This window comes from Falsirhodobacter deserti (assembly GCF_004015795.1).
Lineage (GTDB): Bacteria > Pseudomonadota > Alphaproteobacteria > Rhodobacterales > Rhodobacteraceae > Falsirhodobacter > Falsirhodobacter deserti.
Genome location: NZ_ML137218.1, coordinates 1,084,134 through 1,105,361, shown reverse-complemented (window position 1 = coordinate 1,105,361; position 21,228 = coordinate 1,084,134). Strand labels below are relative to the sequence as shown.

Annotated in this window: 19 protein-coding genes and 1 tRNA gene; 10 read left to right on the top strand and 10 right to left on the bottom strand. The window is 63.2% G+C overall.

Annotated features, from left to right (window positions below):
• Nucleotides 1-136 precede the first annotated feature (136 nt).
• From JX25_RS05610 to JX25_RS05600, 3 genes are all read right to left on the bottom strand, one after another.
• Nucleotides 137-946, bottom strand: a complete 810-nt coding sequence (locus JX25_RS05610) for an arginyltransferase (RefSeq protein ID WP_128254082.1) — start codon at nt 944-946, stop codon at nt 137-139.
• A 79-nt stretch (nt 947-1,025) separates the two neighbouring features.
• Nucleotides 1,026-1,475 carry an RDD family protein gene (locus JX25_RS05605; protein WP_128254081.1) on the bottom strand — a complete coding sequence of 150 codons (450 nt, stop codon included), beginning with the start codon at nt 1,473-1,475 and terminating at the stop codon, nt 1,026-1,028.
• Nucleotides 1,476-1,531: 56 nt separating this feature from the next.
• A complete protein-coding gene (locus JX25_RS05600; RefSeq protein WP_128254080.1) occupies nt 1,532-1,942 on the bottom strand; it encodes a DUF2852 domain-containing protein in 411 nt (136 codons plus the stop codon).
• Between the two features lie 135 nt (nt 1,943-2,077).
• Between JX25_RS05600 and JX25_RS05595 the strand changes: the two genes are divergently transcribed.
• On the top strand, nt 2,078-4,795 hold the full coding sequence (locus tag JX25_RS05595; protein WP_128254079.1) for a [protein-PII] uridylyltransferase family protein: 2,718 nt from the start codon (nt 2,078-2,080) through the stop codon (nt 4,793-4,795).
• Here JX25_RS05595 and eda read toward each other — a convergent pair.
• Nucleotides 4,758-5,396, bottom strand: coding sequence for a bifunctional 4-hydroxy-2-oxoglutarate aldolase/2-dehydro-3-deoxy-phosphogluconate aldolase (gene eda, locus JX25_RS05590; protein ID WP_128254078.1), 639 nt, complete (start codon nt 5,394-5,396; stop codon nt 4,758-4,760). The two genes, JX25_RS05595 and eda, sit on opposite strands and share 38 nt — an antisense overlap.
• A 7-nt stretch (nt 5,397-5,403) precedes the next feature.
• A complete protein-coding gene (gene edd, locus JX25_RS05585; protein WP_128254077.1) occupies nt 5,404-7,209 on the bottom strand; it encodes a phosphogluconate dehydratase in 1,806 nt (601 codons plus the stop codon).
• Between the two features lie 190 nt (nt 7,210-7,399).
• Between edd and JX25_RS14785 the strand changes: the two genes are divergently transcribed.
• Genes JX25_RS14785 through JX25_RS05575 form a run of 3 tightly spaced genes read left to right on the top strand, consistent with a single transcriptional unit; the run spans nt 7,400 to nt 9,321 of the window.
• The gene (locus JX25_RS14785; protein ID WP_164876071.1) at nt 7,400-7,537 is read left to right on the top strand and encodes a hypothetical protein; all 138 of its coding nucleotides are present in this window, start codon (nt 7,400-7,402) and stop codon (nt 7,535-7,537) included.
• Between the two features lie 39 nt (nt 7,538-7,576).
• Nucleotides 7,577-8,785: an RSP_2647 family RNA methyltransferase gene (locus tag JX25_RS05580; protein ID WP_128254076.1), complete on the top strand. Its 1,209-nt coding sequence runs from the start codon at nt 7,577-7,579 to the stop codon at nt 8,783-8,785.
• Nucleotides 8,785-9,321, top strand: a complete 537-nt coding sequence (locus tag JX25_RS05575) for an RSP_2648 family PIN domain-containing protein (RefSeq protein ID WP_128254075.1) — start codon at nt 8,785-8,787, stop codon at nt 9,319-9,321. The genes JX25_RS05580 and JX25_RS05575 overlap by 1 nt, the downstream gene beginning before the upstream one ends.
• Here the strand turns inward: JX25_RS05575 and JX25_RS05570 are convergent.
• On the bottom strand, nt 9,318-10,667 hold the full coding sequence (locus JX25_RS05570) for a DUF2927 domain-containing protein (RefSeq protein WP_128254074.1): 1,350 nt from the start codon (nt 10,665-10,667) through the stop codon (nt 9,318-9,320). The two genes, JX25_RS05575 and JX25_RS05570, sit on opposite strands and share 4 nt — an antisense overlap.
• Nucleotides 10,668-10,988: 321 nt before the next feature.
• Here JX25_RS05570 and dksA point away from each other — a divergent pair, with 321 nt between their 5' ends.
• Together dksA and JX25_RS05560 are read left to right on the top strand one after the other, a co-directional pair.
• The gene (dksA, locus tag JX25_RS05565) at nt 10,989-11,411 is read left to right on the top strand and encodes an RNA polymerase-binding protein DksA (protein ID WP_128254073.1); all 423 of its coding nucleotides are present in this window, start codon (nt 10,989-10,991) and stop codon (nt 11,409-11,411) included.
• A 7-nt stretch (nt 11,412-11,418) separates the two neighbouring features.
• Nucleotides 11,419-12,519 carry an FAD-dependent monooxygenase gene (locus JX25_RS05560; RefSeq protein WP_128254072.1) on the top strand — a complete coding sequence of 367 codons (1,101 nt, stop codon included), beginning with the start codon at nt 11,419-11,421 and terminating at the stop codon, nt 12,517-12,519.
• On the opposite strand, the gene xth is transcribed toward JX25_RS05560, so the two are convergent.
• Both xth and erpA read right to left on the bottom strand, forming a co-directional pair.
• Entirely contained in the window at nt 12,486-13,265 is a 780-nt protein-coding gene (xth, locus tag JX25_RS05555; RefSeq protein ID WP_128254071.1) for an exodeoxyribonuclease III, read from the bottom strand. The genes JX25_RS05560 and xth overlap by 34 nt on opposite strands.
• 50 nt (nt 13,266-13,315) lie before the next feature.
• Complete coding sequence (gene erpA / locus JX25_RS05550) at nt 13,316-13,648, bottom strand: iron-sulfur cluster insertion protein ErpA (RefSeq protein WP_164876070.1); 333 nt, start codon at nt 13,646-13,648, stop codon at nt 13,316-13,318.
• Nucleotides 13,649-13,724: 76 nt separating this feature from the next.
• Between erpA and JX25_RS05545 the strand changes: the two genes are divergently transcribed.
• On the top strand, nt 13,725-14,855 hold the full coding sequence (locus JX25_RS05545; RefSeq protein WP_128254070.1) for a deoxyguanosinetriphosphate triphosphohydrolase: 1,131 nt from the start codon (nt 13,725-13,727) through the stop codon (nt 14,853-14,855).
• Here JX25_RS05545 and JX25_RS05540 read toward each other — a convergent pair.
• Complete coding sequence (locus JX25_RS05540) at nt 14,829-15,311, bottom strand: disulfide bond formation protein B (protein WP_128254069.1); 483 nt, start codon at nt 15,309-15,311, stop codon at nt 14,829-14,831. The genes JX25_RS05545 and JX25_RS05540 overlap by 27 nt on opposite strands.
• A gap of 126 nt (nt 15,312-15,437) precedes the next feature.
• On the opposite strand from JX25_RS05540, the gene JX25_RS05535 reads away from it, so the two are divergent.
• Nucleotides 15,438-15,523, top strand: a tRNA-Leu gene (locus JX25_RS05535).
• 253 nt (nt 15,524-15,776) lie between these two features.
• On the opposite strand, the gene JX25_RS05530 is transcribed toward JX25_RS05535, so the two are convergent.
• Entirely contained in the window at nt 15,777-17,507 is a 1,731-nt protein-coding gene (locus JX25_RS05530; protein WP_128254068.1) for a hypothetical protein, read from the bottom strand.
• A gap of 702 nt (nt 17,508-18,209) precedes the next feature.
• Here JX25_RS05530 and JX25_RS05525 point away from each other — a divergent pair.
• Nucleotides 18,210-19,937: a type I secretion system permease/ATPase gene (locus JX25_RS05525; protein WP_128254067.1), complete on the top strand. Its 1,728-nt coding sequence runs from the start codon at nt 18,210-18,212 to the stop codon at nt 19,935-19,937.
• Nucleotides 19,937-21,220, top strand: coding sequence for an HlyD family type I secretion periplasmic adaptor subunit (locus tag JX25_RS05520; protein WP_241557859.1), 1,284 nt, complete (start codon nt 19,937-19,939; stop codon nt 21,218-21,220). Before JX25_RS05525 ends, JX25_RS05520 begins: the two co-directional genes overlap by 1 nt.
• The last annotated feature ends 8 nt before the right edge of the window (nt 21,221-21,228 follow it).

The window sequence follows — 21,228 nt, the reverse complement described above, 5'->3', positions numbered from 1 at the left end:
CCATGCGGCAGGAACGTGCTTGCGGTGCCGACATCACGTAGTTGCCGCATTACTGACGCCAGAGGGGCCCGGTCACCGTGAAGCCCCGTGCAGGGCCCTCACAGTCATTTAGCGTGCGGCGCGGTGCCCGACAAGGTCAGACGCGACGGGCTTCGGGAAGATCGATCCTCGCCACCTGTTCGGCGATGGGCTCCACGGTGGCGGGGCTGCGCACCTCCTCATGCTCTGCAGGGATGCCCATGTCCTGCCAGCGCCCGTCCTTGTATATGTCGATCGCGTTGAAGTTCGCCTTGTAGCCCATCTTGCGGCTGCCCGGCACCCAGTATCCCAGATAGACATAGGGCAGGCCCGCCTCTCGGGCGATGGCGATGTGATCAAGGATCAGGTAGGTGCCAAGGCTGTTATCCTGCAGATCCGGATCATAGAACGAATAGACCATGCTGAGCCCGTCATCGAAAACATCCGTCAGGGCCACCGCAGCCAATTCGCCCCCGGTCGCATATTCGATGACGCGGCTGCGGATCGGCGTCTCCTCGATCATCGCGGCAAATTCGAAGATATCCATGTCGGACATGCCGCCATCGGCATGGCGTGCATCAAGATAGCGGCGGAAAAGGGCATACTGGTCTTCTGTGGCCCAAGGGGCCGTCGGATTGTGGCGCAGATGGGCATTGCGTTTGATCACCCGCCTTTGCGTGCGGTTCGGCTTGAAATCAGCAACGCGGATGCGCGCCGACAGGCAGGCGCAGCAATCGGCACAAGAGGGGCGATACAGAACGTTCTGCGACCGGCGGAACCCCTGCTTTGACAGCGCGTCGTTCAGCCTTTGCGCCTGTTCCCCCTGAAGTGCCGTGAACAGCTTACGTTCCATCCGCCCTTCAAGATAAGGGCAGGGTTGCGGCGCGGTGACATAGAACTGGGGGGCAATCGGAAGAGTGTGGCGCATGATCGCTCAACAAGACAGGATGACGGAAAGGTAACAAGGCAACCGGCATCCGCCAAGCACCGATTGCGATCTTGTGACCTCAGGCCGCGCGGTTGATGGCCACGGTTCCAAGAACCAGGTCCGTCAGACCCTGGCCACGGCGCGTCGTCAGCATGAGGACGACCGACAGAAGCTGCACCAGCAGCGTTCCCATCGACAGCATGTAGCCCAGAACGTGCAGCAGCGCCTCGCCGCCATCCAGCCGCTGGCCGTCGCGGTTCAGAAACTCGATCCCGAACAGGCGCATGCCGGGCGTTGCGGACCGGCGCGACAGGCTCCACCAGCGGTAAACGAAGCCGACAGCCACGAACAGCAGGGGATAGAAGAACAGCGCCGTGAAGGCGGTCAGCGGTACGATGATCATCGTGGCGATGAAGATCAGCGTGATGTCGACCAGCCATGCCAGACCGCGCTTCATCGGCACGCCGTCATAGAATTCGGCATGACGCTCTGGGTCGGGCAGGTGATCCATGATGGTTGCGTCGGTCATCTTGGCTCCGGCAGAAGGAAAGGGAGGGTGGCCGCTGGGGCCACCCGGGGAAGCGGTCAGTCGGCCTGCGCGGGCAGGTCGCGGTTCTTCGCACGTTCGTCCATGAAGGCGTCGAATTCCTGTTTGTCCTTCGCCTCGCGCAGGCGCTTCAGGAAACCTTCGAAGGCAGTCTGTTCTTCTTCCAGCCGCTGCAGCGTGTCAGCCTTGTAGGCGTCGAACGCGGCGTTGCCGGTGGATTTCGTGGCGTTGATGATGTTTGCGGCGCGGCGGCCGCATCCTTTACGGGTAAACATCCGATTGCTCCAGATCATATAGGCGAGAAGTCCCAAGCCGAAAGGCCAGAAGACGATGAAACCAAGAACCATGGCGGCGATCCATGCGGGCTTGCCCCGCGCGTCGAGCCAGCCTTCGGTCCGTCTGGTCCAGCCAAGAATACCGCCGGGGGCGGCCGTAGAGGAAAAGGTCATCCGAGCGTCTCCGGTTTATGTGATGTGAAGCGCTTTCACATTTATGATGTTGGGGGTGGATGCGCGCTCATCAAGAGGGATGTTAAAGATATTTACATCATTGCCCTTTGCCCGGTGCCGTTCAATAGTCGTGTCATGCAGATCAAACGTATGCCCCTTGTTCATGACGCCGCAGTCGCCCGCGATCTTGCAGACCAGTTCGCGGCGCTTCCTTCTGCCCGCGTGGAGCTTTTGGCGGCCACTGGAAGTGCCAGCCCGTATTTGCGCGATCTGATGCGGCGGGAGGGGGAGTGGCTTCCCGCAGCGCTGGATGATCCGGATGCCGCACTGGCCGCAGAACTTGCGCGCGATGCGGATCTGGCGGGCCTGCCGGTCATGCTGAGGCAGGCCAAGCGCCGCGTGGCGCTGTTGACGGCACTTGCCGATCTTGCCGGGCATTGGCCGCTGGAGCGGGTGACGGGCGCACTGACAGCCCTTGCCGACCGTGCTGTTGATCTCTCGGTGCGCCGGCTGGTGGAGGCGGAGGTGCGCCGCGGAAAGCTGGCGGATGCGGGCCCGGCCAGCGGCATGGTGGTGCTGGCGATGGGCAAGATGGGTGCGGGAGAGCTAAATTACTCTTCCGACATCGATCTGATCTGCCTGTTTGACGAAACCCGCCATCCCGACTGGCAGGAAGCACGCATGTCCTTCATTCGAACCACGCGGCGGATAATGGCGATTCTTTCGGATGTCACCTCGGAAGGCTATGTATTCCGGACGGATCTGCGGCTGCGGCCGGATGCGGCGGTCACGCCTGTCTGTATCTCGATGGGTGCGGCAGAATCCTATTATGAAAGCGTGGGCCGCACGTGGGAAAGGGCCGCCTTCATCAAGGCGCGCCCTTGCGGCGGCGATCTGGACGCGGGGGAACGGTTCCTGCGCGATCTGACGCCGTTCGTCTGGCGCAAGCATCTGGATTTCGCGACGATCGAGGATACGCATGACATGCGGTCCCGCATCCGCGACCATCGCGGGCTTCACGGTCCGCTGAAGGTTGAGGGCCATGACCTCAAGCTGGGTCAGGGCGGCATACGGGAGATCGAGTTCTTCACCCAGACACGGCAGCTGATCGCGGGCGGCCGTGATCCTTCCCTTCGCGGGCGGACGACGGTGGGCGGCCTTTCCTCGCTTGCCGAAGCAGGATGGATCGGCCCCGACGTGGCCATGGAACTGACGCAGCTTTACCGCAGCCACCGCGAGGTTGAACACCGGCTGCAGATGGTGGGGGATCAGCAGACCCACCGGGTGCCGGCGGAACCCGAACCTTTCGCCCGCGTCGCCCGGCTGTATTGCGAGGAGCCGGAGGTTTTTGCCGAGCATCTGCTGCAGCGGCTGGAGCGGACGGCAGAACTGACGGAGGCTTTCTTCGCACCCTCTGACGCGCCGCCCGAACCGGAGCTTTCCGAGCGTGCCCGCGACATCGTGGCCGGCTGGCAGAGTTATCCCGCGCTGCGGTCGGGTCGCGCACAAGGGATATTCCGCCGCCTGCGTCCGCAGCTTCTGGCGCGCCTGCAACGTGCGCGGCAGCCTGATGAGGCGCTTCTGGCGCTGGACGGCTTTCTGCGCGGGCTTCCTGCAGGGGTGCAGATCTTCTCGCTGTTCGAAGCGAATCCGCCGCTGGTTGATCTGATCGTAGATGTCGCCTCGGTTGCGCCCGATCTGGCGGTTTATCTGTCGCGCAATTCCGGCGTTCTGGATGCCGTGATCGGGGGACGCTTCTTTGCCCCATGGCCGGGTTCGTTGGCGCTGCGGGACGAGATGGCCGCCCAGCTTGCCCAAGGGCGGGATTATGAGGCGAAGCTGGATCTGGCCCGTCGCTGGATGAAGGACTGGCACTTCCGCATCGGTGTACACCATCTGCGCGGCCTGTCAGATGCGGCGCAGGTGGGGCGCGAATATGCCGATCTGGCACAAGCCGTGATCCAAAGCCTTTGGCCAGTGGTGGTTGAGGAGTTTTCAAAGAAGCACGGCCCGCTGCCGGGGCGCGGCGCCGTTGTTGTCGGGATGGGCAGTCTTGGTGCAGGGCGGATGCATGCACGATCGGATATTGATCTGATCGTCATCTATGATGCTGAAGGCGATGCATTAAGTTCCGGAACCAAACCATTGGCAGCGCGTACTTATTACTCCCGGCTAACGCAATCCCTTCTGACGGCACTGACGGCACAAACGGCAGAGGGCGCGCTGTATTCGGCGGATATGCGGCTGCGCCCCTCGGGCCGCCAAGGGCCACTGGCAACCTCGCTTTCCGCCTTCCGCCGATATCAGATGGAAGAAGCCTGGACGTGGGAGCATCTGGCCCTGACGCGTGCACGGCCCTTGGCTGGCGAGCCGGAGCTTCTGGCGGATGTGGAGGCGCTCCGGCTCGAGATATTGGCAACCCGTGGACGCGATCCTAAAGTGCCCGCCGATGTGGCCGACATGCGGCGGCGCCTGCGGGCAGCCAAGCCCGCGCAGTCCGATTGGGATGCGCGGAACGGGGATGGGCGGCTGATGGATGCAGAACTTCTGGCGCAGTTCCTTGCCTTGCGCCGCGGCTCTGAGCAGCAACAGGTGGAGGCGCAGCTGGGCGCCCATGACGATGTCAAACAGGCGCAGGCGGTGCTTTGGCGCATTCAGGCGGCCAGCCGTCTGTTGTCATCAGATACCCTTGATCCGGCCAGCCTTGGTGAAGGCGCCTGCGCATTCATCATGCGGGAAGCCGGTTCCCCCGACGATCTTGCAACAGAGATAACGCGCCGGGCGAAGGTGATCGCAGGCGCGTTCGATGCCTTGCTCAGCGAAGGGCAGCAGCCTCACGCGCCAGCGCCGTGATGCCTTCCCAGTCGCCCTTAAGCATCTTGTCCTTCGGCGCAACCCAGCTTCCGCCGACGCAGCGTACGTTGGAAAGGCCAAGGTAGTCGCGGGCGTTCTTCAACGAGATGCCGCCCGTCGGGCAGAAGGACACCTGCGGGATCGGTGCGCCGATGGATTTCACCGCCGGTGCCCCGCCCGAGCTTTCTGCCGGGAAGAACTTCTGCACGGTGTATCCCCGCTCCAGCAAGGCCATGACTTCAGTGGCCGTGGCCGCACCCGGCAGAAGGGGAAGATCCTCATCCTCGCAGGCGGCAAGGATGCTGTTCGTGGCGCCGGGCGAAACGCCGAACCTGGCACCGGCAGCCTTGGCGGCCTTCACATCCGCTGCGGTCAGCAAGGTGCCTGCACCCACGATGCCGCCCTCTACCTCGGACATGGCGCGGATCGCATCCAGCGCCACGGGCGTGCGCAGCGTCACCTCCAGCGCAGGCAGGCCGCCAGCCACGAGGGCCCGCGCAAGCGGTGCGGCATGGGCCAGATCATCGATCACAAGAACGGGGACAACAGGGGCGAGATCGCAGATCTCGGCAGCGCGGCGGCTTTGTTCGGCAGGGGTCATGCTTTCCTCATACAACGACGGCAGCGCCTTCGGTGGCATTGCCCACCGTCTGGCGGAAGGTTTCGAACAGCTCGCGGCCGATGCCGAAGCGGTTGGCGGTCAGATCCTCGATCACTGCTTCGCGTGTTTCGAAGTCCGGTTCCAGAACGTCGATGATGCCTGCGATCGCGTCAACCCGCATCCGGTCGCCGTCGCGCACCCGCGCCAGCGGACCGCCCTGCGCCGCCTCGGGCGAGACGTGGATCGCGGCCGGAACCTTGCCAGACGCGCCCGACATCCGTCCATCCGTGACCAGCGCGATCTTCAGACCGCGATCCTGCAGCACCGAAAGCATCGGCGTCAGCGAGTGCAACTCGGGCATCCCGTTGGCGCGCGGCCCTTGGAAACGGACAACGACGACCGTATCCTCGGTGAACTCGTTGTTGCGGAAGGCGGTCTTGACCTCGTTCTGGTCCTTGAAGACGCGAGCCTTGCCTTCGATGACATGACGTTCGGGTGCCACGGCAGAAATCTTCATGACACCGCGGCCGACATTGCCCGAAAGCTGCTTCAGCCCGCCGGTTTTCTGGAACGGATCAGAGGCCGGGCGAAGGATCTTGTCGTTGCTGCTTTCAGCCGGGCCTTCGACCCACTTCAATTCTCCGTCCACGATCTTGGGTTCGGTGCGATAGGCGTGCAGCCCTTCTCCCATGACCGTCCGGGCATCTTCGTGCAGAAGGCCGTTATCCAGAAGCTGCCCGATCATATAGCCGAGGCCACCCGCAGCGTGGAAATGGTTCACGTCGGCCAGACCGTTAGGATAGACCTTCGCCATCAACGGGACGGTCGAGGAGATCTCCTCGAAATCCTCTAGATCAAGGATCACTCCTGAGGCGCGGGCCATTGCAGGCAGGTGCAGAACAAGGTTCGTGGATCCACCCGTGGCCATCAGGCCAACGATGCCGTTCACATAGGCCCGTTCGTCAAGGATCTCGGATACGGGGCGATAATCGTTGCCAAGGGCGCTGATCGCTGCCGCACGTTCCACTGCCGCTGTGGTAAGTGCGTCGCGCAAGGGCGTGTAAGGGTTAACGAAACTCGATCCGGGAAGGTGCAGGCCCATGAACTCCATCAGCATCTGGTTGGAGTTGGCGGTGCCATAGAAGGTGCAGGTGCCTGGCCCGTGATAGGAGGCCATTTCGGCCGCCATCAGTTCGTCGCGCCCGATCTCGCCTGCGGCGAAGCGGTTGCGGACCTTTGACTTCTCATCGTTCGGCAGGCCCGAGGTCATCGGACCGCCCGGAACGAACACGGCTGGGATATGCCCGAAGGTGGAAGCCGCCATCACCAAGCCCGGAACGATCTTGTCGCAGATCCCCAGATACAGAGACGCATCGAAAACATTGTGCGACATGGCAACACCAGCCGCCAAAGCAATGACATCACGAGAGAAAAGCGAAAGCTCCATCCCCGTTTGGCCTTGGGTCACACCGTCGCACATCGCGGGCACGCCGCCGGCAACCTGCGCCGTGGCGCCCACGCGGCGGGCAGCGGCGCGGATTTGCTCGGGGTAGTGCTCGTAAACGCTGTGTGCGGACAGCATGTCGTTATAGGCGGTGACGATCCCGATATTCGGCGCGCGGTCCCCCACAAGATCAGGCTTGTCCACATCCATCGCGGCATAGGCATGGGCTTGGTTGCCGCAGCTTAGATGCGCGCGACGCGGGCCGTCACTTGCGGCTTCCGCCATGCGACGCAAATAGGCGCTGCGGGTCTGGTGCGATCTTTCGCGGATGCGGTCAGTCACTCGGTCGAGCGTGCTGTTCAGGGTCATGGGGGAACCACCTCTGGCTTGCTCCGGCTAAGATGGGGTCTGGGCCGGGTTTGTCCAGATGTTAGCGGTAACCCAGGTTGTATGGAAGAGCGTTGCATCAGGTGCATGGCGGGACTGCTGAATTCTGCGGTGCAGAATTTCTCGACATGCCTTAACTCTTGCTACGAACACGAACACAGGAATGCATACCATGAACATGCAACAACAAGCCGAGATCATCCGCCGCGCCGAGATGGACCGCGACGCTTTCGTGGCCGCCCAGATCAGCCGCCTGTTCCGCTTCATCGCGGCCGCTTTCACGCGCAAAGGCAACGCCAAGCACGCCTGAACCCTTCCGCACGGACGCGGAAGGGGATAGATCAGCGGGATGACCCAAGCTGATCACACATCCCGCCCCGTCGTTCGTTTGCGTCCCAAGGCCGAAGCCCGCGCGATCCGGCACGGTTTTCCTTGGGTCTATGCCGATGAACTTGTGACCGACCGCCGTACGCAGGCGCTTCCCATCGGGGCGCTGGCCGTTCTTGAAGACGCGGAACGTAAGCCCCTTGGGCTTGTAACGGTCAATACCGGATCCCGCATCATTGCGCGGATGCTTGATCGCGATCCGGAAGCGAAGATCGACACCGACTGGTTTCGCGCGCGGCTTACGCGTGCGCTGTCGATGCGGGAACGCATCTTTCAGGCACCTTTCTATCGCCTTGTTCACGCCGAGGCGGATGGTCTTCCCGGCATCATCATCGACCGGTTCGGCGATGCCGCCGTGATCCAGCCGAATGCCGCTTGGGCCGAGGCGCATGTGGACATGCTGGCCGATGCCCTGTCCGATGTCGCGGGCGTAACCTCGATTGTCAAGAACGGGTCGGGGCGTGCCCGCACGCTCGAAGGGCTGGCTGAGGAGACGGTCGTGCTGCGGGGCAGCATCGATGCCCCGATTGCAGTCCCGATGAACGGTGCCACCTATCTGGCGGACCTCACGGGCGGGCAGAAAACCGGCCTGTTCTATGACCAGCGCCCCAACCATGCCTTTGCTGCAGGCCTTGCGCGGGATGCGCGGGTGCTGGACGTTTTCACCCACGTGGGCGGCTTCGCCTTGGCCGCGCTGGCGGGCGGGGCGCGTTCGGCACTGGCTGTGGACGCTTCGGCCCCTGCGTTGGCGCTGGCCGAGGCCGGCGCCAAGGCGGGTGGAACAGCTGATCGCTTCCAGACCCGCCGCGGCGACGCGTTCGAGGTGCTGGAAGCACTGGGCGGCGAAGGTGCGCAGTTCGATCTTGTTATCTGTGACCCGCCGGCTTTCGCGCCTGCCAAGCCGGCGCTGGAGGCTGGCCTTCGGGCCTATGAACGCATCGCGCGCCTTGCGGCGCCGCTGGTTGCGCCGGGGGGATATCTTGTCCTCTGTTCCTGCTCTCATGCGGCGGATCTGTCCAGCTTCCGCAATGCAAGCGCCCGCGGGATCGGGCGGGGTGGGCGGCGCGGTCAGTTGATCCACACCGGCTTTGCCGGACCGGACCACCCTATGCTGCCGCAACTGGCCGAAAGCGGATACCTCAAGTCGCTGTTCTTCCGACTGGATGGATGATGCGGGCGGTACTTGACACTTGCGTCATCTTCCCGCCGATCCTTCGGGATATTCTGCTGGGTGTGGCGGCGCAGGGTCTGTACCAGCCGCTTTGGTCCGCACGCATTCTGGAGGAATGGGCGCGTGCCGCCCGCCGCCACGGATCGGAAGACGAGGCGCGGGCGGTGGCCGCAGCCATGAACGCACAGTTCGCGGATGCAATGGTGCCAGCCCGGTCGGGGCTGGAAGGAAGGCTGCACCTTCCCGATCCCAATGACATCCACGTGCTTGCCACGGCCATAACGGGCAGCGCCGACATCATCATCACCATGAACGCTGCCGATTTTCCACAGCATCTTCTGCGTGCAGAAGGGGTGGAGCGGCGCGAACCCGATGGCCTGCTGTGGGAGATATGGTCGCATCATCCCGAAGCCGTCGCAGGCGCCGTTGCCCGCGCCCATGCACGGGCGGAGGAGCTTTCGGGCGCAGAGGTATCCCTGCGCGCGATGCTGAAGCGGGCACGCCTGCCGCGGCTGGCAAAGGCGGTGACGGCCTAGAACAGCGGCGCCAGCGCCTCCACCTCCGCCAGCCGGGTGCGCAGGTCGTCATCGTCGCGGAAGCCATAGCGGCCCCGGCCAAGGCTTTCAAGACGCGCAGCCTTGGAGCCGGCGTCGTCGCCTTGCAGGCGCAGCGCCTCAGACCGTATCATCAGCAGCGTGGACAGCAGGCCGGCATTTTCGGACGCGCGTGCCACGGGAATAGCCGCATCCGTAAGCAAAAGCGCCCCATCCACCTGGCCCGTGGACAGCGCGAAGGCGGCCATCTGCATGTCCACATGTGCCGCATGAATATCGCCGTCGGGCAGGGTGCGGAACACGCGGGCGGCGTTGATGAACCCTTCCAGCGCCGCCGGAATGTCGGTGTCGAGGCTGAGTCGCGCCACGGCAAACCAGCTGAACCCGAGGCGGCTGTCCGTCCATCCTTCAGATTGGGCGATGCGCAGGGCGCGCTGTGCAGCGCGCAGGCGACCGCTGTCATCCGCATTGGGCCCGAAGGCGGTTTCGATCGCACGCACCCATTTGCGCGGCGTTTCTGGTGCCGTGGCAGGGGCCGAGAATTCGCCCGATGGATTGAAGCGGCGCAGAAGTTGCGGGACGATCTGCGCGGCTTCCTCCCGTGTCATGCCGCTTCGCATTTCGGGCGCGTTATAGATGCGCAGCATCAGCATATCGAAGCCGGTCAGCACGTTGACGAAGTTGTCATCGTTGAAGATCGTGTCGGGTATCCGGTAAAGATCGTTCAGCGGGCCGATGGACTGCGCGAGTTCCTCGTTCAGGCAATCGCGGATTTCCTGCGGGCTTTCATCGGCGGGAATGAAGACAGCGGCTTTTTCGCGCTGCGTCAGCGTCGTCCAGTCCAGATCGCGGCTGGTCAGGTTCTGGCTGTACTCGGCGAAGGACGACACGCGCGGCACTACGAAGCAGGCAGCCTCGGGGGCGAGGTCGCGAAGCTGGCGCGCGGGAACGAATTCCACCGTCACATCGGCAGGTTCGGTGGTCCGCCGGATGTCCAGCTCGGCCTCATTGCGCATCCGCGCAAGGACCCGGTCAAGATCCTGCTTGCCTGTCTTCGGAACAGAACCACGAAGGGCAACGGTGATCGGGCCTTCGAAGCGGCTCATCACCCGCAGCGGTTCGCCGCTTTCCATCGCGAAGGAAAGATCAAGGAAATCGCGGGCCATCTCGGCGTTGCTGCGCCGGGCGGGCAGGGGCTGAGGTGCCCCGAAAGTGCGCATCGGCGGCAGCGTATCGCTAAGCGGTGCGATGGTCGGCATCTCCACCTTGGGCGCAGGCGAAGCGCAGGCCGCGAGGGCCAGGCAAAAGACAACAAGGGGGGAGCGCATGAAACGGCCCTTCTGCGGCAAGTGGACAGGCGGAGCGCGCGCTGTGCCCCAAGAATAAAGGTTTATGCGCAACAGCCAAGGGGCGAGATGTTGGCGGCAAATCATGCAACGCGTCCAAATGTTGAGTGCATTCATCCGCGTGTCACAAAAATGCAATGGATTTGTGCAGCGACGCCTCTAGATGAGGCTACGCGCCGCAATCCGGGCAGGGAACGTCCTGCAATATCGACACCGTGATGATTAAAGGGTATGCGGACGCGGGAAAGGGAGCGCCGGGCCGCGACCTCAGCCCAGTTTGGCCCGGACCACGGAAAGGCAGCCATGAGAGCAGAAATCTTTCTTACCGATGATTACCGTCCGGCCGAGACGGAACCCTTCATGAACGCGCGGCAGGTTGAATATTTCCGCCGCAAGTTGCTGAACTGGAAGGCGGAGCTGCTGGAGCAGAGCGCCGAGACGATTGAAGGCCTGCAGGACTCCGGCCGCAACGTCCCCGATATTGCCGATCGCGCCTCGGAGGAAACCGACCGTTCGCTGGAACTGCGCACCCGCGATCGTCAGCGCAAGCTGGTGTCCAAGATCGATGCGGCGCTGCGCCGGATCGAGAACGGCGAATACGGGTATTGCGAGATGACGGGAGAGCCTATCTCTCTGCGCCGTCTGGATGCACGCCCTATCGCCACGATGACGCTGGAAGCACAGGAAAAGCACGAACGACGAGAGCGGGTTCACCGCGACGACTGATCGGCGCATGAAGGTTACGATCCTTGGCGCGGGGGTGGCCGGACTGGCCACCGCCCGCGCCCTTGCCCTTGCGGGATGGCATGTCACGCTGCGCGAACAGGCGTCCGCGCTGGAAGATGTGGGGGCAGGGTTGCAGATCGCCCCGAACGGGGCGCGGGTGCTGCTGGCCTTGGGTTTGGGCAAGGAACTGGAAGCAGCGTCACTGCGTGGGCAGGCGGTGGAGCTGCGGACCAGATCCGGCGATCCGGTTCTGCGGATGGAAATGGCCGGGCGCGATTATCACATGATCCACCGGGCGGATCTTGTGTCGCTTCTGGCGCGCGGGGCACAGGAGGCGGGCGTTATCATCCGCTTTGGTGATCGCGGCGATCCGGCGGGCGATGGGTTGGTGATCGGTGCCGACGGGCTGCACTCCCGCACGCGGATGGCTTTGAACGGGCAGGTTGCTGCAAAATTCACCGGCCATGTGGCATGGCGGGCGGTGATTCCGGCCGAGGAGTCTGACGCGGTGGCCGAAATCCACATGGGCCCGAAACGCCATCTGGTTTCCTATCCCCTGCGCGGCGGCAGGTTCCGCAACATCGTCGCCGTCGAGGAGCGGGATGCATGGACGGAGGAAGGCTGGACCCAGCGCGACGAAACCGACGCGCTTCAGCGGGCTTTTCACGACTTTAGCCCGCGTGTGCGCGGCTGGCTTGCGCAGGTTGACCGGCCCTGGATCTGGGGGCTGTTCCTGCATCCGGTGGCTCAAAGGTGGTATGGCGACGGCAAGATCCTTGTGGGGGATGCCGCGCATCCGACGCTTCCTTTCATGGCGCAAGGCGCGAACATGGCGCTTGAGGATGCCTGGATCTTGGCAAAGCGCCTGATTGCGGGGGATCGCGGACATCAATATCAAGCCCTGCGGCAGGACCGGGCGCGCCGTCTGGTTGCGGCCGCGGCCACGAATGCGCGGATTTATCACCTCGGCGGCGCGGCTGCGCGGATCGTTCATGCCGGCATGCGGATTGGCGGGCGCATCGCCCCGGATGCGCCGCTGAAACGGTTCGACTGGATTTATGATTATGATGCCGTTCAGGCGGCCAGTTCGATCCAGACGGGCACGTGATCCGAAGGTTTTTCGCCGGCGCGAACATCGCGGTCGATCGCCACCTCGGTCATCAGGTCGGCCGCTTGGGGTGACAGCAGCAGGTGATCGATCCGGATGCCGTTGTTCCGCGGCCATGCCTGCGCCTGATAATCCCAGAAGGAATAGTGCCCCGGACCCTGCACCCGTGCGCGAAAGGCGTCCGTCAGGCCAAGGTTCATGATGCGGCGAAACGCGGCGCGGGTTTCAGGCAGGAACAGGGCATCCTCGCGCCATGCCTCTGGCTTCGCGGCATCCTCGGCCTGCGGGATGACGTTGTAATCGCCACCAAAGACCAACGGCTCTTCAGTGGCCAGAAGTTCGGCCACGCGGGTCTCCATGCGGCCCATCCAGGCCAGCTTGTAATCGTATTTCGGGCCCGGAACCGGGTTGCCGTTGGGAAGATAAAGGCCGCAAACGCGCACGGCACGATCACCGATCACAGTCGCCTCGATCCAGCGGCTCTGCTCGTCCGTGTCGTCACCGGGAAGACCGCGGACCACATCCTCCAAAGGCAGGCGCGACAGGATGGCGACGCCGTTGAAACCCTTCTGGCCATGCGTTTCCACGCGATAACCCTTGTCCTCCATTAGTTCTCGGGGGAAGGTTTCGTCGGTGGACTTGATCTCTTGCAGCAGGACGACATCTGGCTTCGCCTCGTCCAGCCAGGACAGCAGCGCCCCGATCCGCGCCTTGACGCCGTTGATGTTGAACGTCGCGATCTTCATATGGCGGCCCCCTTTTCGCCATCCCTAAGGCGGGCGGGCGCGTGATGCAATCACATCGAGAAGCTGATTCCGCACCCGCAAGAGCTGGAGGCGTTAGGGTTCTGGATCACGAAGCGGGCGCCGATCAGTTCCTCGGTGAAGTCGATCACGGCATTGGTCAGGAAGGGCAGGGAGACGCTGTCCACCAGCACCTTCTGGCCGTCCTTCTCGATCACCAGATCATCATCGGTCGGATCGTCAAGCTTGATATCGTATTGAAAGCCCGAGCAGCCGCCACCTTCCACCGCCACGCGGAGGGCGCGGGATTCGCCGCTATCCTCGGCGATTTCGGCCAGACGGGCGAAGGCGCGGTCGGTCACGCGGGGGGGCAGTGTCAGTTCCATCGGAAAATTCCGTGTAATATCTGTCGTAGAGCCCATATAGGGTGAAGGAAAACGACGAACAAGAACAGGCGGAAACATGTTGGCCCCCTATGCCTGCCAGCCGGCCCAATCGCGCGGGCGGCTGTATGGCGAAGATCTCTCCTCTTTCCGGTCGCCCTTTCAGCGTGACCGGGATCGCATCATCCATTCCTCGGCCTTCCGGCGCCTGAAGCACAAGACGCAGGTGTTCATCGAGCATGAGGGCGATTATTACCGCACGCGCCTCACCCACTCCATCGAGGTGGCGCAGGTGGCGCGAACCATCTCGGGCGTGCTTGGCCTGAATACTGATCTGGCTGAGGCAATCGCACTCGCGCATGACCTTGGCCACACGCCCTTCGGCCATACGGGCGAGGATGCGATGCAGCGCCTGATGGCGCCCTATGGCGGGTTCGATCACAATGCCCAGGCGATGCGGATCGTCACGAAGCTTGAACGGCACTATGCCGAATTCGACGGGCTGAACCTGACATGGGAGGCACTGGAAGGCATCGCCAAGCATAACGGTCCCGTCACGGGCGAGCTGCCCTATGTGCTGGCCGAGGCGAATGCCCAGTGGGATCTGGAGCTGCATACCTTTGCCAGCGCCGAGGCACAGGTGGCCGCCATTGCCGATGACGTGGCCTATTCGCATCACGATCTGCATGACGGCCTCCGCTCGGGCCTGTTCGATGAAAACGACCTGATGGAGCTTCCGATTACCGCGCCGGCCTTCGAGGCGGTGGACAAGCTTTATCCGGGGCTGGAGCCGATGCGGCGGCGTCACGAGGCGCTGCGGCGCGTGTTCGGCCGCATGGTGGAAGATGTCATCCATGTCGCGCAGATCCGCCTGGAAGCGGCCAATCCGCAATCGGTGGACGATATCCGCGCGATGGAGCAGACGGTAATCCGTTTCTCCAAGCCACTGTATCAGGAGTTGAAGGCGATCCGCAGCTTCCTGTTCAACCGGATGTACCGCGCACCTTCCGTTATGAAAGAGCGGGCGAGGGTGACCGAAGCTGTGGATGGGCTGTTCAACACGTTCATGAACGACCCCTCGCGGTTGCCGGACGAATGGCGGGCAGGACTGCGTGACAGCGACGAGGCGCAGCTGGCGCGCCATGTAGCCGATTATGTGGCCGGCATGACCGACCGTTACGCCCTACAGGAATTTGCGCGTCTTTGCTGACCGCCATGCCATGATCCAGAGGGCTACGAGGACCAGCGAGGCGATGGCGTTCCAGGACGCCATCGACAGCCCCCCCATCGACCACGCAACCTGATCGCACATCACCAGGTTCACAGGCGTATCGGTTGACAGCAGATCGCTGCCCGACAGGCCACCAAGCCCGCCGCCCGAACCCGTGCAACTGGTGGGGCCTTGCCACCAGCCGCGCTCCACCCCCGTGTGGAAGATGCCCACAGCGGCACTTGCCCCGGCGGCCAATGCCCCCAGCGCCATGATCCACCGGCGCGGCAGAAGCAGAACCAGAAGACCCAGAACCACGGCCGCGACATGCGGATAACGCTGGTACATGCACAGATGACAGGGGGCGAGGCCGCCGATGTACTGGAAGCCCAACGCCCCCAGAAGAAGGGCAGCCGAACCCGCCGCCGCGATCGCCGCCAGAACCTTGCCTGTCATTCCGTTTCCCCACTTTCGTGGGCGGACCATAGCGGCGGTTCATGATGGGCAAAAGCCACGGATTGGTGATATTCATACTGCATAGCACATTGACCATGTCCGGTCTTATGGCTAGATGAAGCCTGTGCCCGAGTGGTGGAATGGTAGACGCAGGGGATTCAAAATCCTCCGCCCTAGCGGGTGTGCGAGTTCGAGTCTCGCCTCGGGCACCACTTGATATTATTGATATGCCCCTGGGTCGCACGAGGTGCGTTCGGTTTGATTCCCAAACCGCCCCCGAAGGCTGAAGTCTACGATTCCAGTGGTCATGGGTGCGCCATTTCAAGCCTGTTATCCTGCATCCGCACCTGACCAGGCTTGCACAGGGCAACCATCGGCGATCAGGTCCGGTTGGGCTACCTCCAACGGTTCCCTCCCCGCCGCGCGGGGGGCGACCTTTGCTGGCCCCGCCTGACAGAGCGGGGATCAGGGGTAATCCGACCGCGTCAGGACCACCCCGCCATCCGCGTTTCTGAGATGGCCTGTGACATGCCAGACCGTTCGGTCCGGATACCGTGCGAGGAGTTTTTTGTTCATCTCCGGACCGAGATCGCGGGCCCAGATGATCGTCGCGGCGTCGATGTCTGGCTCGTTCCATACCAGTTCGTCATGTGGTGTCGCACCCGGAGCGTAGCTGACGAGGACAAGGTGCCTGCCCGGCATCCCTTGAAGCCGTTCGAGCAGATCGGCGCGGTAGGAACGAACGACAAATTGACAGCACGGTGTCGCCGTCTGCGCCTGCGGCTGCGGCGGAACAAGAAGGCCGTGGCCGAGTGGCACCAGCAGCGCAGGAAGCGCCGCCACCGCCAGCGTCCATGCCATGCGGCGAAACAGGGGGCCGGCCTGCACCATCGCTTCGAAACCAAGCATGATCGCCAATATAGCAACGATGAATGCAGGAGAGACGTAATGCGAGAAATCCCAACTCTCGTTGTAGAACGCGAGCGTGACGGCGATGCCCGACAAAAGTGGCATTGCGAAGCGCCGTCGCCGCACCATTCTCCATATTCCGAACATGAAGGGGATCGTGAAGAGGGCGGTCACGTAGAACGACCATATCACTTCGGTCTTGTTGACGATCGACCGCAGATGGCTGGCCAGAGAATCTCGCCATGCATAGGATGACGCCTCCCACTCGTAGAAGGCCCGGAAGCGCGCATCACCACGCTTGGGTCCGTCCAGCGGCGGCGCGGAGAGCAGTGCCGGAGCGAGCGCATAAGTGTCGCGGTTGATGCCGTAGGCGGTCTGACCAGCCTCGCCGGTGGCGGCAAGGTTTGCGGATATCATGATCAATCCGGCAAGTCCCAGAAACACCGCGGCCGGAACGGCAAGGCGCGCCGCCTTGGTGAAATGCCCTTGGCGCAGACGCCTGACGAACCAGAAGAGGCACGCGGCTGCGACCGGCAATGCCAGAAAAAACCCTTCGAAAGGACGGGAGATCGTAAGGACCAGGAGGCCAACCCCCATCATCAATCCGTCGCGCCACTGCGGGGCCCGCATCAGGCGCGGGTATGCCCCCAGTAGCAGCGCCCCGCCTAGTGCCGTGAACGCTCCGCCCCAATACGAATTGATCCAATAGCTTGCGGTGCCATAGGAGAGCACGACAAGAAGCCCCCCTCCGAACGCGAGCCTTGGCCCCATCCAGCCGCGCAACGCCCAGACGGTGGCACCTGCCAGCAGGGCCATCACAATCAGAACTCCGGGCCAAGGTTGGCCAGTCAACAGCAATCCAAGCGCCATCGGCGCACCCCGGCCCGGAAAGTAGATCGACGCATAGTTCGGGATCATGTTGACGTGGAAGGTTTCGAACGCTTCCCAAAGTTCCGGCGTCGGCCACGCCAAACGGCCTTGCACCATCATCTGCGCCTGAAGGATCGAACTGTATTCGTCGTGAACGAACGGGAGAGGAACGCCCACAAGCGGCAGCAGCGTGACCCGCAAGACGATCTCGATCGCCATGATGGCAGAAACTGCGCGCCATCCGGACCGAGAGATCCACGTAACGCCCACCTCGACCCTTCTGAAGCCGTCATCGAAGGCATCTGCAAGGCGCGCCGGGCCGAAGGTCACGACGATGGCCACGAGCAACGCTGCGAGTACTATACTGAACTGGGTGACAAAAGCCGTATCAAAACTTGGCAAGAACAAGTGGTCCATTCGCAAAAAGAGATAATTGCTCCGCGCCAACGATAAATCAACAAGTAAGGCCAAGATTGGTTGAGTTGATCGTCCCGTATGGGCATGAAGCCGACTGCGGCACAGGGGGCATCGCGCAGGCTCTTTGCCGGAAGGCGCGAAGGCCCTTTGCCGTGGCCTCGGAAAATCGCAGATCCGTAGACACGCATTGCCCGATGCGGGTGGCTTTCCCGCGGTCGTGCATCGGAACGGCGAGGCCGACCGACTGAACAATGGCGCGATGGAACAGCCCGCGCACGGCTTCGGACGCCGTGAGGCAGGAAACCTAAACGCCGCCTACGACTTCCCCGAACATAATGACTGCGTCGGGGTCGCACCCGAAGGTAGGCTATCGACGCGGCGGCGGCAGAAATAGTGGCGCCAGCAGGCAGCTTGAGTTACGATCCGGCCTTCGGGCGCGGCTGCCAGACCGGCTTCGTGGCCAGTGCGGCACCTGATCCCGTGTGCCGAAATGCCTTGCAGAGCGGGTGATTTTCGTATGATGTGCCGCGCAACAGCAGAAATTTCAGTTTCTGTCATCGGGACGCAACAAGACGATCTTTAAATCAGAGGAATTTGCCGGAACAACCGGACCGAATAGGCCTCTGATTTCATGCGATCCGGCATATCCGCGGAGCAGGAACCCTGCGCCGCCTTTTCCGATACGACGGCCAGAGAGATCACATGACCAGAACCACCCCCACCCCCGGTGCAGCGGAACTACGCGCCGCCAACGGACAATTTCGCGGTATTTGGGCCGCGATCTTTGTGTTTTCAGTGGTGGCGAACCTGCTGATGCTGGCCGGCCCGCTTTACATGCTGCAGGTGTATGACCGGGTTCTTCCCGCACGTTCCGTACCCACGCTGGTTGCGTTGTCGCTGTTGCTGGCGATGATGTTCATCGGGATGGGTCTTCTGGATCACGCGCGGGGCCGCCTTACGGCGCGGATCGGTGCCGGCTTCCAGAAGGCGCTGGAGCTTCGGGTGTTCCGCGCCAGCCTGCGGCGGGGCCTGATCGCGCCTGCGGATGTGAACGCGCGGGCCGCGCAGGCCGACCTTGGGGCGGTGCAGCGTGCGCTTGCCTCGCCTGTGGTGCTGGCATTTTGCGATTTGCCGTGGACGCCGTTCTTCATCGCGCTGATCTTCGTGTTTCACCCGCTGATGGGATGGCTTGCCCTTGGCGGCGGCGTTGTTCTGGTCGCGCTGGCACTTGTCAACCAATACACCACGCGCGAAGCCTCACGCCGGTCCGACGTTGCAGGAATGGAGGCCGACCAGATTGCCAACAGCCTGAAGGCAGAAGTGGAAACCATCCGAAGCCTGGGCATGGAAAGCGCAGCCTTCTCGCGCTGGCTGCGCGTCAGGTCGGATGCGACGGATCTGGGACTTCGCGCCTCCGACCGCACGGGGGCGTTCAGCGTTTCGACCAAGACACTGCGGATGTTTCTGCAATCTGCCATGCTTGGCATGGGTGCCTGGCTTGTGATCCGGGGGGAACTGGGGGCGGGGGCAATGATCGCCAGCTCCATCCTGCTGGGGCGCGCGCTGGCGCCGATCGAAACGGCGATCGGCCAGTGGGGGCTTGCCGCCCGCGCGTATCAGGGCTGGGGACGTCTGGCGCAGCTTCTGGAACAGACGCCGCCCGAAGAACCGCGCACGCCGTTGCCCCGCCCCGAGGCACGGCTTGAGGTTACCGGCCTTGTTCTGCGCGCGCCGGGAGAGCAGACGCCTCTGTTGCGTGGCATCTCTTTCCGGGCCGAACCGGGGCAGGCCGTGGGGGTGATCGGGCCATCGGGTTCGGGAAAAACCTCACTTGCGCGGGCCCTGACGGGCCTGTGGGTTCCGGCCGCCGGAGAGATCCGCTTGGCTGGTGCCACGTTGGATCAATACGATCCGGACGTGCTTGGCGGGATGATCGGCTATCTTCCGCAACGCGTCAGCCTGTTTCAGGGCACGCTGGCCGAAAATATCGCGCGGCTTTCGAAGGATGCCGATCCCGCGAAGGTGGTGGAGGCCGCGAAAAAGGCCGGGGCGCACGAGATGATCCTCAAGCTGGCCGACGGCTATGACACGCAGGTGTCCGCGCTTGGCGGCAAGCTTTCTGGCGGGCAGGTCCAGCGGGTAGGACTTGCGCGCGCGCTTTACGGCGATCCAGTGTTTCTGGTGCTGGACGAGCCGAACTCCAATCTCGACAGTCAGGGAACGCTGGCGCTGAACACGGCGATCCGCGGCATCAAGGAACGTCGCGGCGTGGTGTTCATCATGGCGCACCGTCCGGCCGCGATCCAGGAATGCGACACGCTGCTGATGTTGGAAGGGGGCGCCCGCCGTGCCTTCGGACCGCGCGATCTGGTGCTGCGTGAAACTGTTCAGAATCATACAAGCCTTCTTGGCAAAGTGGGGGCCGCATGATGACCGGAACGAAGACACCCCTGATGCTGGGATTCCTGACAATCGCCGTATTGTTCGGCGGCTTTGGCGTGTGGTCGGTTGCAGCCAAGCTGGACGGGGCAGTCATCGCAGCGGGGCAGGTGCAGGTGCAGGACCGCCGCCAGATCGTTCAGCATCCCGATGGTGGCGTCGTCGAGGAGATCCTTGTGAAGGAGGGCACCAGCGTGGCGGCGGGCGATCTGCTGCTGCGGCTTGACGGATCGGATCTTCGTTCGGAACTGGCCATCGTGGAAGGGCAGTTGTTCGAGCTTCTGGCCCGCCGCGGACGCCTGCAGGCCGAGCGCGACAACACGGGCAGCGTGACGTTCCCAGAGTTGCTGGTGGCCGAGGCTGCGTCCCGCCCTGATGTCATTTCCCTGATGACCGGGCAGCAGAACCTGTTCGATGCCCGCCGCGAAACGCTGGAGCAGGAGATCGAGCAGATCCGCCGCCGAAGCGGGCAGGTGACCAGCCAGATCGAGGGGGTCGATGCCCAGTTGGCTGCGCTTGTCACGCAGCGGGAGCTGATCGTGCAGGAACTGGATGTGCAGAAAATCCTGCTGGAAAAAGGCCTGACCCAGCTTAGCCGGGTTCTGTCGCTGGAACGCGAAGAAGCGCGCTTGGCGGGTGAAGTCGGCGAATTGACCGCGCAGCGGGCCGAAGCCGAAAGCCGCCGTACCGAGAATGAGCTGGAAGTTCTGCGCCTGCAGAAGACGCGCCGCGAGGAGGCCATCACCCAGCTGCGCGAGTTCGGTTATCAGGAACTGGAACTGATCGAGCGTCGGCGCGCGCTGAACCAGAAACTTTCAAGGCTAGATATTCGTGCCCCTGTGGCGGGCGTGGTGCTGGATCTTGCCACCACGACACCGCGTTCGGTGCTGAGGGCGGCCGACCCCGCGCTTTACTTGGTGCCGCAGGACCGGCCCCTGATCATCATGGCCCAAGTGTCCACCAGTGACGTGGACGAGGTTCGGCCGGGGCAGGGTGTGCAGCTTGTGTTTTCCGCTTTCCCGACGCGCACCACGCCGCACCTGGAGGCGGAGGTCGTCACAGTCTCGGCCGATGCGTTGCAGAACCAGGAAACGGGCCAGCAATATTATCGGGTCGAGGTGCAGCCGCGCCCGGAGGAGCTTGCCAAGCTTGAGGGGTTGCAGCTTGTTCCGGGCATGCCTGTGGAAACGTATATCCGCACGGGTGAACAGACGCCTCTTGCCTATCTGACGCAGCCGCTCATGGTATATTTTTCCAAGGCGATGCGTGGATGATGCGGGTG